Source organism: Brevundimonas sp. FV1ye4L (genome assembly GCF_058681255.1).
Map to the genome: position 1 here is coordinate 3,150,468 of NZ_CM178734.1, position 14,010 is coordinate 3,164,477.

Annotated in this window: 12 protein-coding genes; 2 read left to right on the forward strand and 10 right to left on the reverse strand. The window is 65.6% G+C overall.

Annotation, left to right across the window (positions count from 1 at the left end; translation table 11 throughout):
* Positions 1-17: 17 nt before the first annotated feature.
* The 10 genes from ACW17X_RS15270 to ACW17X_RS15315 form a co-directional block, all read right to left on the reverse strand.
* Entirely contained in the window at positions 18-1,379 is a 1,362-nt protein-coding gene (locus tag ACW17X_RS15270) for a glutamate--cysteine ligase (RefSeq protein WP_492098679.1), read from the reverse strand.
* Positions 1,380-1,621: 242 nt separating this feature from the next.
* Positions 1,622-2,353 carry a 16S rRNA (uracil(1498)-N(3))-methyltransferase gene (locus tag ACW17X_RS15275; protein WP_492098681.1) on the reverse strand — a complete coding sequence of 244 codons (732 nt, stop codon included), beginning with the start codon at positions 2,351-2,353 and terminating at the stop codon, positions 1,622-1,624.
* An 80-nt stretch (positions 2,354-2,433) separates the two neighbouring features.
* Positions 2,434-2,766 (reverse strand): GIY-YIG nuclease family protein, encoded by a 333-nt coding sequence (locus ACW17X_RS15280; RefSeq protein ID WP_492098684.1) that lies wholly within the window; start codon positions 2,764-2,766, stop codon positions 2,434-2,436.
* Between the two features lie 117 nt (positions 2,767-2,883).
* Complete coding sequence (locus ACW17X_RS15285) at positions 2,884-4,047, reverse strand: acyl-CoA dehydrogenase family protein (RefSeq protein WP_492098685.1); 1,164 nt, start codon at positions 4,045-4,047, stop codon at positions 2,884-2,886.
* Between the two features lie 99 nt (positions 4,048-4,146).
* The gene (locus ACW17X_RS15290; protein WP_492098687.1) at positions 4,147-5,931 is read right to left on the reverse strand and encodes an acyl-CoA dehydrogenase C-terminal domain-containing protein; all 1,785 of its coding nucleotides are present in this window, start codon (positions 5,929-5,931) and stop codon (positions 4,147-4,149) included.
* Positions 5,932-5,936: 5 nt separating this feature from the next.
* Positions 5,937-6,419, reverse strand: coding sequence for a MerR family transcriptional regulator (locus tag ACW17X_RS15295; RefSeq protein ID WP_267515606.1), 483 nt, complete (start codon positions 6,417-6,419; stop codon positions 5,937-5,939).
* Positions 6,420-6,651: 232 nt separating this feature from the next.
* Positions 6,652-7,068 (reverse strand): DoxX family protein, encoded by a 417-nt coding sequence (locus ACW17X_RS15300; RefSeq protein WP_492098689.1) that lies wholly within the window; start codon positions 7,066-7,068, stop codon positions 6,652-6,654.
* Positions 7,069-7,270: 202 nt separating this feature from the next.
* On the reverse strand, positions 7,271-7,492 hold the full coding sequence (locus ACW17X_RS15305; RefSeq protein ID WP_492098691.1) for a helix-turn-helix domain-containing protein: 222 nt from the start codon (positions 7,490-7,492) through the stop codon (positions 7,271-7,273).
* A 9-nt stretch (positions 7,493-7,501) separates the two neighbouring features.
* Positions 7,502-8,029 carry a DUF2975 domain-containing protein gene (locus tag ACW17X_RS15310; RefSeq protein ID WP_492098693.1) on the reverse strand — a complete coding sequence of 176 codons (528 nt, stop codon included), beginning with the start codon at positions 8,027-8,029 and terminating at the stop codon, positions 7,502-7,504.
* Positions 8,030-8,148: 119 nt separating this feature from the next.
* On the reverse strand, positions 8,149-9,561 hold the full coding sequence (locus tag ACW17X_RS15315) for a protein adenylyltransferase SelO (RefSeq protein WP_492098695.1): 1,413 nt from the start codon (positions 9,559-9,561) through the stop codon (positions 8,149-8,151).
* A gap of 226 nt (positions 9,562-9,787) precedes the next feature.
* Between ACW17X_RS15315 and nhaA the strand changes: the two genes are divergently transcribed.
* Both nhaA and ACW17X_RS15325 read left to right on the forward strand, forming a co-directional pair.
* Complete coding sequence (gene nhaA, locus ACW17X_RS15320) at positions 9,788-11,026, forward strand: Na+/H+ antiporter NhaA (protein ID WP_492098697.1); 1,239 nt, start codon at positions 9,788-9,790, stop codon at positions 11,024-11,026.
* A 216-nt stretch (positions 11,027-11,242) separates the two neighbouring features.
* Positions 11,243-13,879 (forward strand): TonB-dependent receptor, encoded by a 2,637-nt coding sequence (locus tag ACW17X_RS15325; protein ID WP_492098699.1) that lies wholly within the window; start codon positions 11,243-11,245, stop codon positions 13,877-13,879.
* Positions 13,880-14,010: the final 131 nt, after the last annotated feature.

Consider the following 14,010-nt stretch of genomic DNA (forward strand, 5'->3'; position numbering starts at 1 on the left):
TTAAGGACGCCTTGTCTTCAGTAGGCGAAGTCCGCGTAGATGCGCTTCACATCGCCGCACCAGGCCCCGTGATACAGGTCCAGCAGCCGTTCGGCGGGGGTGACGCCGCTGTCGGCGATGTCTTCCAACTCCGACAGATAGCCGCGCTCGTCCACCATGCCGCCCGAGAATTTCGCGCGGTTCTTGAGACCCTGTTTGGCGATATTGACCAGATCGACGGCGATGTCGCGCACGGACCGGCCCGCCACCTCGGCCTTCAGGCCCAGGCGGGTCACGTCGCGGCGCAGGCGCTCGTGGTCGGCGATGTCCCAGTCCTTGACCAGGTCCCAGGCGGCGGCCAGCGAGGGGGCGTCGTACAAAACCCCGGCCCACAGGGCGGGCAGGGCGCAGATCCGGCTCCACGGGCCGCCGTCAGCGCCCCGCATCTCCAGATAGGCCTTCAGCCGCACCTCGGGAAACAGGGTGGTCAGATGGTCGTTCCAGTCCTTGATCGTCGGATATTCACCCGGCAGGGCGGGCAGTTTGCCGGCCTGGAAATCGCGGAACGACTGGCCCGAGGCGTCGACGTATTTGCCGTCGCGCTTGGCGAAATACATCGGCGTGTCCAGCGCATAGTCGGCATAGCGCTCGAAGCCGAACCCATCCTCGAACACGAAGCCCAGCATGCCGGTGCGATCGGCGTCGGTGTCGGTCCAGACATTGGCCCGCGCCGACAGGAAACCGTTGGGCCGCCCCTCGGTGAAGGGCGAACAGGCGAACAGGGCGGTGGCGATCGGTTGCAGCGCCAGCGATGTGCGGAACTTGGCCACCATGTCCGCCTCGCTGTCGAAGTCGAGGTTGGCCTGGATGGTGCAGGTGCGCAGCATCATGTCCAGGCCCAGGGTCCCGACCTTGGGCATATAGGCGCGCATGATGTCGTAGCGGCCCTTGGGCATGACCGGCACCTGTTCGCGGGTCCACAGCGGGTCGAAGCCGGCGCCCAGGAAGCCGACGCCCAGCTGGTCGGCCACCTGTTTGACCTCCATTAGGTGCTGGCCGGTCTCGGAACAGATGTCGTGGATGGTCTTCAGCGGGGCGCCGGACAGTTCGAACTGGCCGCCGGGCTCCAGGCTGACCGAGGCGATGAAGCCTTCGTCGTTGCGACGCTCCAGCCCGATCAGGACGCCGTTTTCCTCGACGGGCGCCCAGCCGAACCTTTGCAGCCCTTCCAGCATGGCCTTGATGCCGTTCGGCCCTTCGTAGCCGGGGCGGGCCAGGGTGGTTTTGTCGAAGCCGAACTTCTCGTGCTCGGCGCCGATCCGCCACTGGTCCTTGGGCTTGGCGCCCTTGGACATGGCTTCGATGAGGATGTCCCGGCTCAGCGGCGCGTTGTCGGTCATGCGTCAGATCCCCTCCGGCGCATCTCTGAGCGACCGTGTGTCGCGGCTAGATGGGCGAGGTTGAGGCCGGGCTCAAGGGGGCAGGGTTCGACTTATTCCCTCTCCCATCGGGAGAGGGCTTGAGCACACGGCGGCGCAGCCGTCGTTCTTGTGCGAAAGGGTGAGGGTTACGGTGTGCGACTTGGCCCACCGCCCGACCCTCATCCGGCCCTTCGGGCCACCTTCTCCCAACGGGAGAAGGACTATTTTTCCCAATCGCCCACGGCCGCCTGCCACAAGGTCATGGCGGCGATGGCGGCGGTGTCGGCGCGCAGTATGCGCGGACCCAGAGAAACGGCGGTGGTGAAGGGCAGTGACCGCAGGCGTTCGCCTTCTTCTGGCGAGAAACCGCCCTCGGGGCCGATCAGGATTGACCATTTTCGGTCTTGGGGGGCCGCACCCGCATCGCGCAAGGCCGACATCGCCGGCGCGCCGCCGGTCTCGTCGCAGAACATCAGCCGGCGTCCCGCCTCCCAGCCTTCCAGCAGGGCGTCCAGCTTCACCGGATCATCGACCGGGGGCACGTCCAGCCGGCCGGTCTGTTCGGCGGCTTCTTCGGCGATGGCGTCCAGCCGGTCCAGGCGGATGCGGTCCGCGTTGGTCCGCTTTGTCAGGACCAGCCGCACCCTGCGCGCGCCCAGCTCGGCGGCCTTCTCGACGATGGTCTCGACCCGCGCCTTCTTCACCACAGCGACGATCAGCTCCAGGTCAGGGCCATAGGTCTGCGGCCGCACCTGCGCCTCGGCCCGCAGGATGACGCCCTTCTTCAGCACCTCGGCGATGGTGCAGCGCCATTCGCCGTCGCGGCCGTTGAAGACCAGCAATTCATCCGCGAGCTTCAGCCGCATCACCTGGGTCAGATAGCGCGACTGGTCCAGTGTGGGGGCGACGGGGGCGGCGGGTGCGAGGGCGCTGGTGACGTGGAGGCGGATCATGGCCCTACATGACTTGAAGGCGAGCCCTTGTCATCCCGGCCGCAGCGAAGCGCAGAGCCGGGACGTAAGGGGCGTTGAACCTACCGAGGCCCGGTCGGCGCAGCCGAGCCGGGCTCAGTGTTCGCCCGCACTTCACCGTAGAGATCCAGCCAGCGTGGATTGTCTTTTTCGACCAAGGCGAACTTCCATTCTCGAAGCCAGCGCTTGATCCGTTTTTCGCGCAAGATCGCCTGGTCGATGTATTGATGGGTCTCGTACCAGACCAGTTGGTCGATACCGCGTTCCGCCGTGTATCCGGGTATCAGGCCCGACTTATGCTCAGCCACACGACGCACAATATCATTCGTCACACCGACATAAAGATAGCCGCATGGGCCGCTGGCGAGCAGATAGACGTAGAAGCTTTTGGCCATGACACCGTCTCCCGGCTCAACCCTGGCGGGTTGTCCGGGAGTGGTCAAGTTGATGCTGATCTCGTCCCCGATCTCCGCTTCGCTTCGTCGGGGATGACAAGGGGCGGTCGCGGTCGTTCAGAGCGTCCGCGCGATCAGCAGCTTCATGATCTCGTTCGTCCCGCCGTAGATCCGCTGCACTCGCGCGTCCTTGTACAGCTGGGCGATCGGATATTCGTTCATATAGCCGTAGCCGCCGTGCAGCTGCAGCATCTCGTCGATGGTCTCGCCCTGGATGTCCGTGACCCAGTATTTGGCCATTGAGGCGGTGGCGGCGTCGAGCTGGCCCTTCAGGTGCAGGCCGATGCAATGGTCGACGAAGACCTTGGCGACGGTCAGCTTGGTCTTCACTTCGGCCAGTTTGAACTGGGTGTTCTGGAAGTCGATCACCCGTTTGCCGAAGGCTTTGCGCTCCTTGACGTAGGCGAGGGTCGCCTCCAGGCCGCGCTCGGCGGCGGCCACGCCCTGGACGGCGATGTTCAGCCGTTCCTGGGGCAGTTGCTGCATCAGCTGGACGAAGCCCTGGCCCTCGCCGCCGCCGATGATGTTGTCGCCGGGGACTTTCACGTCATTGAAGAACAGCTCGGAGGTGTCGTTCCCCTCCATGCCGATCTTGTGCAGGTTCCGGCCGCGTTCAAAGCCTTCGGCCCCGTCCGTTTCGACGACGATCAGGGATGTGCCCTTGGCGCCCTCGGCCGGGTCGGTCTTGGCGACCACGATGATGAAGTTGGCCAGCTGGCCGTTGGTGATGAAGGTCTTGGAGCCGTTGACGACATAGCCGTTGCCGGACTTGACCGCCGTGGTCTTGACCCCTTGCAGGTCGGAGCCCGCGCCCGGTTCGGTCATGGCGATGGCGCCGACCAGTTCGCCGGACTGGAGCCGCGGCAGCCAGCGCGCCTTCTGCTCCGGCGTGCCGTAGTGCCAGATGTAGGGGGCGACGATGGCGTTGTGCAGGCTGATGCCGAAATGGTCTGCGCCCTTCCAGCCCAGCTGGCGCATCAGCACGACTTCATGGCGGTAGTCGCCGCCCATGCCGCCGTCTTCCTCGGGCATGGACAGGCCCAGCAGGCCGTCAGCGCCGGCCTGGGTCCACAGGTCGCGGGGCACGCTGGAGTGGGCGATCCAGGACTGGACCTTCTCGGGCGGCGCGTGCTCGTCGATCCATTTGCCGACGCTGTCTGAGAAGAGGGTGATCTCCTCTTCGCGCATGAATTCGGGGTCGGGGCTGCCCAGCACGTTCATCGGTTTCGTCCCTGTGATCCGAGGGCTTTGCGCCCTTCTGGTTGGAAAGAAAAAACGGGCCGGCGAAATCAGCCGGCCCGTTCCATCGTCAGTCTAGGCTCAGAACGCCTCGGCCGGCATGGCCATCAGCACGTCCGCGCCGGTCTTCATCTTGGCCAGATGCGCGCCGGCGTCGGGCAGGATGCGTTCGACGAAGTAGCGGCCGGTCTGGAGCTTGGTGGCGTAGTAGGGGTCGGTCGAGCCGGCCTCGACCTGGGCTTGCGCCACCTTGGCCATCTGCGCCCACATATAGGCGAGCGCCGTCAGGCCGAAGACGTTCAGATAGTCGGTCGAGGCGGCGCCGGCGTTGTCCGGGTTGGCCATGCCGTTCTGCATCAGCCACATGGTGCCTTCCTGCAGCTTCTTCTTGGCGTCGGCCAGGCCGTCGACGAAGGGCTTGAGCGCCTCGTTCGATCCGTTCTCGGCCACGAAGGCGTCGATCTCGCCGAACCAGGTCATGATGGCCCGACCGCCGTTGGCCGGCAGCTTGCGGCCGACCAGGTCCAGGGCCTGGATGCCGTTGGCGCCCTCGTAGATCATGGTGATGCGCGCATCGCGCAGATACTGCGAGGCCGGGAAGTGTTCGGTGTAGCCCGAACCACCGTGGACCTGCATCGCCAGCGAGGCGACATGGAAGCCCTTGTCGGTCAGGTAGGCCTTCAGCACGGGCGTCAGCAGGCCCATGTAATCCTTGGCCTTGGTCGCCACGGCCTCGTCTTCCGACTTCTCCAGATCGGCGTGCAGGGCGGTCCACAAGATGAAGGCCTGGCCGCCTTCGACGAAGGCGCGGGCCTCCAGCAGCATGCGGCGCACGTCGGGGTGGACGATGATCGGATCGGCCGGGCCTTCGGGGTTCTTGGGTCCGGTCAGGCTGCGGCCCTGCAGGCGGTCCTTGGCGAACTCTGCGGCGGCCTGATAGGCGGCGGTGCCGATGGCCAGGCCCTGCAGGCCGGTGCCCAGGCGGGCCTCGTTCATCACCACGAACATATTGTTCATGCCGCGGCCTTCCTCACCCAGCAGCCAGCCCTTGGCGCCGTCATATTGCATGACGCAGGTGGCGTTGCCGTGGATGCCCATCTTGTGCTCGAGCCCGGCGCATTCGAGGCTGTTGCGCTCGCCCAGCGAACCGTCCTCGTTGACCAGATATTTGGGCACGACGAACAGGGACAGGCCCTTGATGCCCGGAACCGCGCCTTCGATGCGGGCCAGGACGGTGTGGATGATGTTGTCCGAGAAGTCGTGCTCGCCCGCCGAGATCCAGATCTTCTGGCCGGTGATCGAGAAGCTGCCGTCGTCGTTGCGCACAGCCTTGGTCCGCACCATGCCCAGGTCCGTGCCGCATTGGGGCTCGGTCAGGTTCATCGTGCCGGACCATTCGCCAGACACCATCTTGGGCAGGTATTTGGCCTTGATCTCGTCCGAGGCGCTGGCGCGGATGCCGGCATAGGCCGAGGCCGTCAGGCCCGGGTACATGGAGAAGGCCGCAGAGGCGCCGGCCGTCATCTGACCGAATGCCGAGGCGACGATGCTGGGCATGCCTTGGCCGCCGTATTCCGGATCGGCCGCCAGCGCCATCCAGCCCGCTTCCGACATGGCCTTGTAGGCTTCCTTCCAGCCCTTGGGAGCAGTCACCACGCCGCCTTCGGACCAGTGGCAGCCTTCCTTGTCGCCGGGGTTGTTGATCGGGGCGATGACCTCGTCGGCGAACTTGGCGCCTTCCTCCAGGATCTGGTTGACCAGGTCCGAAGAGACGTCCTGGAAACCGGGCTGGTTGGTGTAGCGATCGATCTCCAGCACCTCGTTCAGGATGAAGGTGAAATCGCGGACGGGCGACTTGTAGGCCATGGGGGTCAGGCTCTCGCTTTGAAGGGGTGGTGGTGGTCGTGGTTGAGGCGCGCGCGCAGCAGCTTCTCATAGTCTTCGGCGCCGGGCAGCAGGTCCGGGCGATGTTCACCCAGCTTGGACTCCATCCAGGCGCAGGCGTCTTCCGCCGTCTGGATCGCGCCCTCGATGTCCTCCAGCTGCTGCTTCAGCGTCTCGATCTGGGCGCGGTGGCGACGCAGGGCCACCGCCATCTGATGGACGTTGTGATCCTTGCGATCGTACAGGTCCAGCATCTCCTGGATTTCCTGCAGAGTGAAGCCGATGCGGCGGCCTCTCAGGATCAGTTTCAGCCGGGCGCGGTCGCGGGCGTCATAGACGCGCGTCTGACCCTTGCGAGCGGGCGTCAGCAGGCCCTTGTCCTCATAGAATCGGAGGGCGCGGGCCGTGGCGTCGAACTCGCGGCACAGCTGGCGGATGGAATAGGTGCGGTGATCGTCGGCGGTGGCCATGAGGGCACCATAACTTTACGTGCGCGTAAAGGAAAGGCTTTACGTGCGCGTAAAGGAAAGGCTTTACGTGCGCGTAAGGGTAAGCTTTCGTCGCACACCGTTTCAGGCAAAGAAAAGCCCGGAGCCTTGGGGAAGGACTCCGGGCGCGACGACCGGGGCAGGAGGGGGGAGAGGGCCCCGGCGATCGATCTTGGTGCGGCCCAGCCGCGAAAGGGTTGAGGGCGCGAAAAGCTCAGGCCGTGCGACGGCCCAGGAACACCGCCAGGGTGAAGACCAGCAGGATGGCGTTGACGACCGCCAGACCGATGTCCTGGCTCAGGGCGTGGACGACCAGCATGGTCGATTCCATCACGATCAAGCCTGCCGAAGCGGTCAGCAGCAGGGGGCGACCGACACGCCATGAGATGAGCGGCGTCAGGACGCCGAGCGCCAGGACCAGTTCGACCACGCCCAGGCCGCGCACCATGTTCTCGGGCGCTACGGCGGGCCAGCCCATCAAGGTGATGAGGTTGGTCATCGGCTCGGTCAGCTTGGCGTAGCCGGCGGCGATGAAGAACATCGCGATCCAGCCCTGCAGGGTCCAGAGGGTGACGTTCTTATAGACTGCGCGAGAGCGCGACCGGGCGACGGGAAGGTGTGTGGTGGTCATCGGAAGGGGCCTAATTCGTAACAGCCGCGATATCGGATTGCGTGGCTCCGTTCGCAAGGGGGGATATAGCGGCGTCTTCCGATTTTGTCATCACTCGATGACATCAATCGATGACATCAGCTGATGACTTTGTGTTTCAGGGGCGGCGCGAATGACCCGATTCGCGCCGCCGAAGCAACGGGTGCTGATGATTTCCGCGGCTTCAGGCCTCTTCGGGTTGAGGCCCCGGCGTCTGGACGATCAGGTCGCCGGGCTGGCAGTCCAGTTCTCGGCACAGGGCGTCCAGGGTGGAGAAGCGGACGGCGCGGGCCTTGCCGGTCTTGAGGATCGACAGATTGGCCAGGGTCACGCCGACCCGGTCGGACAGTTCGGTCAGGGACATGCGGCGTTCGAGCAACAGCCTGTCCAGCTGGATAATGATCATGGCGCGCCCTCAGACCGTGGTCAGATGTTCGTCGCGCATGGCCGACCCCTGGCGGAAGACCTCGGCCAGGATGAAGACCACCAGTATGCCCAGCCAGGAGCCGAGGTCGAACTCATAGTCCGAGGCGGACTGGCCGATGGCCTGGGGCGCGACGAAGGACAGCATCAGGGCCGTCAGCTGAATGCCCAGCAGGCCGAAACCGACGGCCTGGAGCCGTTTGACGTTGGCGAACTCGAAGGCGTCGCCCTGGTTCACTGACAACAGAATCCGCCGCAGCCGGTTGATGATCCACCAGGTGAAACCGCAGGCCAGGAAGGCGCCCAGAATGGTGAGGCGTTCGGCCAGGCCCAGAGGGGTCGTCGGGTCGCTCGGCGCGTCCCTCAACCCGTCGATCAAGCCGGCGGCGAAGTCGGGCGAGACGAGGCTGATCAATAGGGCACCGCCCGCTGCCACTGTCGCTAACATGACGAAGACATTCAGGAAGCCGAGCAGCCACCGCAGCGCGCTGGCGGCCGAATATTTGCCTACGAGTTTCATCCGATAGCCCTCCATCTGGGTCGCCTTCCGCGACGCCTTAGTGACTATCGATATGATGTTATCGATAAACGGGCAATGTAATTATCGATAAACGAGATGAAGCTTTCGTAAGATTCGGCTCAGGCGGTGAAATCCCAGGCCGTGCGGGCGGCCTCCAGCCGGGCCAGCTTGGCGTAGAAGGGCGCCCAGTCGTCGCCGGCGTCGATGGCGGCCCAGATCGCCTCCACCTCCTCGATCAGCATCTCCTCCGGCTCGCGGGCGGCGAACATCGGGTGTTCCAGCCGTTCGATCCGGTCGGGTTCGTGCTCCATCAGGGCGAAACGGAAGGCGTCGAAGGCCTCGCCCTGGTACAGTTTGGCGCGCGGCCCCGACAGGGCGCGGGCCGAGGAGGCGAAGCCGCCGAACCAGTCGAAGAACAGCGGCTCCCAGCGCAGGGCCTCGCCGCCTTCGCGCAGCAGGGCCAGGGTTGCGTCCACCAGTCTCTGGTCCGCCGCCTCGCCCAGGCTCAGCACGCCCAGCCGCATCAGGAAGGCCGCGCGCAGTTCGCGGATATAGGCGGGGCCGAAACTGTTCAGAGCGTCGGTTAGGGGCTCGGCATCGGCCACCAGCTTCAGACAGCCGGCCAACTGGGTCAGGTTCCAGAACACCGCCTCGGGCTGGCGCGCAAAGGCGTAGAGGCCGTTCTGGTCGAAATAGGCGGCGGTGAAGGCCGGGTCGTATTCAGGCAGGAAGCGCCAGGGGCCGTAGTCGAAGCTCTCGCCCGTGACGTTCAGATTATCGGTGTTCAGCACCCCGTGGACAAAGCCCGCCGCAATCCAGCGCGCCGTCAGCTTCGCCGAGGCCTCGACGATGGCCCGCAGCAGGCCGGGCGCGTCCCCGGCGGCGACCGTCGGGTGATACAGGCTGCGAACGTGGTCGATCAGCGCTTCGATCTGATCGACGCGGCCCAGATAGGCCGCGCGTTGGAAGGTCCCGAACCGGATATGGGAGTGGGATAGGCGAACCAGCACGGCCGAACGGGTCGGCGACGGCTCGTCGCCCCGCTCCAGCGCCTCGCCGGTCTCGATCAGGGAAAAGGCCCGGCTGGTCGGCGCGCCCTGGGCCTCCAGCATCGACGCGGCCAGCACCTCGCGCACCCCGCCCTTCAGCGTCAGTCGCCCGTCGCCGCCGCGCGACCACGGGGTCTGGCCGGACCCCTTGGTCCCCAGGTCGAGCAGCCTGCCCGATGCGTCGCGCATCTGCGCCGCCAGGAAGCCGCGTCCGTCGCCCAGGTCTGGATTGTACTGGCGGAACTGGTGCCCGTGATAGCGCATGGCCAGGGGGCCGGGTTGGCCAGGCAGGGGCGCGAACCGGCCGAAGGCGGCGATCCATTCCGCGTCGCTGAGGCTTTCCAGGCCGACCTCTGAGGCCGCGCGGTCGTTGCGGAACCGCAGTTGGGTCTGGGGGAAGTCCGCTGCGGCGACCGCGTCGGCGAAATCCGGTCCAAGGTCGAAGACGCGCGGTTCGGGGCGATAGGCGGGGGAGGGGGGCATGAGGGCTAGGTGCGTGCCCCGGTCTGGTTTCGCAACCTGCTTTTGGAATGAGATATGGTTACGGTTTCGGTTGAACCTCTCGTCCCGCCTCGTATTATCCTTCGTAGATATCAGGTCGCGGTTCGTGGCCAGGCTGGCGTCGTCTCCTCGGGAGCCGGCGAATCCGGTCCGACGCCCGTCGATAACCTGGCGTCACGACAGCTCATCCTTCCGACTGGAGGCCGCCGTGGCGCGCAAATTTACCCTTGATTTCCTCAAGACCGAGGCCGCCTCCGGCTCGGCCCTGGCCCTGGCGGCCATTGCCGCCGTCCTGGTGGCCAACTCGCCCTGGTCGGCGGATTATTTCACCTGGCTGAAGAGCTATCACGTGCTCCAGCTCGGCCCGATCCGGCTGGAAGAGTCGATCTCCGACTGGATCAAGGAAGGTCTGATGGCGATCTTCTTCCTCGTCGTGGGATTGGAGATCAAATACGAAATCGTGCGCGGCGAGCTCAGCGATCCGCGCAAGCTGGCGACGCCGGTTCTGGCCGCCATCGGCGGCATGGCCGGGCCGGCGGCGGTTTATCTGCTGTTGTCCGGAACCATGGGTGCGCCGCACGCCGGCTGGCCCATTCCGCTCGCCACCGACATCGCCTTCGCCCTGGCTATCTTCGGTTTCGTCGGCAAGGGCCTGCCGTCGTCGCTGCGGGTCTTCCTGCTGACTCTGGCCATCGTCGACGACCTGGGCGCCATCGCCCTGATCGCGGTCCTGTTCAGCGACGGCGCCAACTGGACGCCGCTGTTCTGGGCCCTGGGGCTGATCGCCGTCGGCGGCCTGGTCGCCCATCGGCTTCGCTTGCCGACTCCCTTCTGGGTGCTGGGCTTTGCGGCGGTTTGGTATCTGACGGTTCTGTCGGGGCTGAGCACTTCTCTGACCGCCGTGGCCTTCGCCATGATCGTACCGATCAAGGCCCGCAAGGAGGATCATCAGAGCCCGCTGAAGGAGGCGATGCACGACCTGCATCCGTGGAACGCTTATTTGGTCCTGCCGCTGTTCGCCTTCGCCAAGGCCGGTGTCTCCTTCGCCGGTCTGTCCATGGACCAAGCCTTCGCGCCCCTGGTCATCGCCATCGCCCTGGGCCTGTTCTTCGGCAAGCAGATCGGCGTCTTCGGCGCCGCCTGGCTGGCCTCGGCGCTCAAGATCGGCGCCCGCCCGACCGACGCGACCTGGCTGCAGGTCTATGGCGTGTCGCTGCTGTGCGGCGTCGGCTTCACCATGAGCCTGTTCATCGGGGTCCTGGCCTTCCCCGGCGCGGTCGATTCGCCCGAACAGGTCGAGGTCAAGCTGGGTGTGATCGGCGGCTCGATCCTGTCGGCTCTGACGGCGGCGCTGGTGCTGGGACTGGCTGGACGCCGCCGTGAGGCTGATCCGGCTGCGCTCAAGCCCGAGATTGAACCGATCGGCTCGAAATCAGGTCAAAACTGACGCAACGTCAGCATTTTATGTCGCTTCCTTGTCACAGGAAGGTCGAACTGCGGCGAAAAATCGTCGCGGCTAACAACGCTCGCTTGTACCCCGGCCCGAAGCGGGCTTAGCCTCTGCCGTATTGAGCGCGTCTCCACGTAGAGGCGGGCCGAATGGGAACTAGGAAACGCTGCGGTCGCTCCGCGCGACCGGGCTTCAGAGCCGGGAGGACGCCTCGTGCGCCACACTAACCGCTATCTCAGGACCACTGTGTCCGCCGCCGTCGTCGGCGCCGCCGTCTTCGGTTTTGCCGGAATGGCCGCCGCCCAGGAGGCGCCGGCCACCATCGACGACATCATCGTCACCGCGCAGAAACGCGAACAGAGCCTGCAGGACGTGCCGATCGTGGTCACCACCCTGTCGCAGGAAATCCTCGACGGCGCCGGGGTGCAGGACATCAAGGATCTGCAGATCCTGACGCCGGGCATGACCGTCACCTCGACCCAGTCGGAAGCCTCGACCACGGTCCGCATCCGCGGCGCCGGCACCGTCGGCGACAACCCCGGCCTGGAGTCCTCGGTCGGCGTGGTCATCGACGGCGTCTATCGTTCGCGCAACTCGGTCGGCTTCGGCGACCTGGGCGAACTGAGCCGCATCGAGGTGCTGAAGGGCCCGCAGGGCACCCTGTTCGGCAAGAACACCTCGGCCGGCGTCATCAACATCATCACCGAACGCCCGTCCTTCAATCCGTCGGTCTCGGCCGAACTGACCGCCGGCAACTATGGCGCGGTCGGCGGATCGGTCTCAGCGACAGGTCCGCTCAGCGACCAGATCGCCGGCCGCATCTTCGTGGCGCACCGCGAGCGTGACGGCTTCTACGACGTCAATCTCGGCGACGGCCCCCGCACCCTGACCGAGGACAACACCCAGGACTACTGGACCGGCCGCGGCCAGCTGCTGATCCTGCCCAGCGACGAGGTGTCGATCCGCCTGATCGCCGATTACACCAAGCGCGACGAATACTGCTGCTCGGCGGTCCAGACCCGCGTCGGCCCGACCCAGGCCTTCATCGCCGCCCTGGCCGCCCCCAACGGTCCCGGCCAGCAGCCGCCCGTCGCCGGTTTCGGCACGGTGCCCTTCAGCCGCACCGCCTATTCGAACCGCGAGACCCCTCAAGAGATCGAGGACATGGGGCTTTCGGCTGAGGCGACCATCGATCTGCCCAGCCTGAACGCCACCTTGACGTCCCAGACCTCGTGGCGCGACTGGTCCTTCCAGCAAGGGATGGACCTGGACTATACAGGCGCCGACATCCTTCACCGCGAGAATGACGGCTCCAACGGCTATGGCGTCGACAATCTTACCCAGGAATTCCGCCTGGCCGGCACGACCGACAAGTTCGACTGGCTGGTCGGCCTGTTCGCCACCAAGGAAGGCGTCTATCGCGACGACTCCTATTCCTACGGCGCGGATTACAACGGTTTCGCCTCCTTCCTGCTGACGGCGACCCTGCCGGCTTCGGTCGGCGGCCCGAGCCCGAGCCGACTGGGCTGTTTCACCAATCCGCAGGGCTTCCTGGTCACCGCCGCCGCTCCGAACACGCCGCTTTGCGTCGTGGGGGCCGTGGCGCCCAGCGCGAGCGCGCCGCTGTTCTCGGCCGGCAAGGCCTATGAAGACCACTATTCCCAGAGGTCGGAGTCGGTCGCCGTCTTCACCAACAACACTTACCGGGTGACCGAGGCTTTCGACATCAATCTGGGCCTGCGCTACACCTATGACAGCAAGCGGCTGCTGGGCTTGCAGGACAATCTTGGGACCAATGGCGCGGCCTGCGGCGGCGCTCTGGCCAACCAGAATCCGGCCAACCGCGCCGTGTCGCCCATCCCTGGAACCGTGAACGTCGGCACCCCGGCGGCGGCGGTGGGGCTGCTCTGCCTGCCCTGGTCCAATCCGCTCTATGACAATCGGCGGATCCAGGAGAAGTTCAGCGACACCGACGTCAGCGGCACTATCAAGGCGTCGTACCGGCTCAACCCGTCCATCATGGGCTATGTCTCCTACGCTCGCGGGTACAAGGGCGCCGGCTATAATATGGACCGGGTGCAGACGGGCGTGACGCCGGACGCCTCGCTGTTCTTCGACGCCGAGACGGTCGACAGCTACGAAGCGGGTCTGAAGACGACCCTGTTCGACCGCACCATGCTGTTGAACATCACCTACTTCGATCAGAAGTTCGAGAACTTCCAACTGAACACCTTCCTCGGCACCGCCTTCGTGGTGGAGTCGATTCCCGAACTGACCTCGCGCGGCGTCGACGCCGACATGGTCTGGTTCACCCCGGTCGAGGGCCTGTCGTTCCAGGGCGGCGTCACCTACACAGACGCCAAATATGGGGACTTCGGCGCCAATGATCTGTCGAACCCGGCCCGCTTCCCGGCCCTGTCCCTGCTGCCGGGCGCCCGCGCCTCGTTCGCTCCGGAATGGTCGCTGACCGGCGCCCTGGCCTTCGACCGCTCTTTGGGCGGCGGCCTGCGCGGCGGCTTCAACCTGTCGGCCAAATATTCGACCGACTACAACACCGGCTCGGACCTGCTGCCCTACAAGGACCAGGAAGCCTTCACCGTCGTCAACGGCCGCATCACCATCGGTTCGGAAGACGAGCGCTGGACGGTCGATATCTGGGGCCAGAACCTGCTGCAGGAAGAATACACCCAGGTCGGCTTCGCCGCCCCGCTGCAGGGCACGGCCTTCACCAACACGACCACGCCCCAGGCGAACGGCACCTACTATAATATCGCCACCGACACCGCGACCTACAACGCCTACCTGGGCGCCCCGCGCACCTGGGGCGTGACGCTTAAGGTCAAATACTAATCGTCCAGCCGCCCGGGCCGTAGGGCATACAGGGCGGAACGACGAAGGGCCGACCGGGCGACCGGTCGGCCCTTTTTCTATTTTCGGATTGGGAAGTGGGGCGGGCGGCGGCGCATGTCATGCGCCAAAGT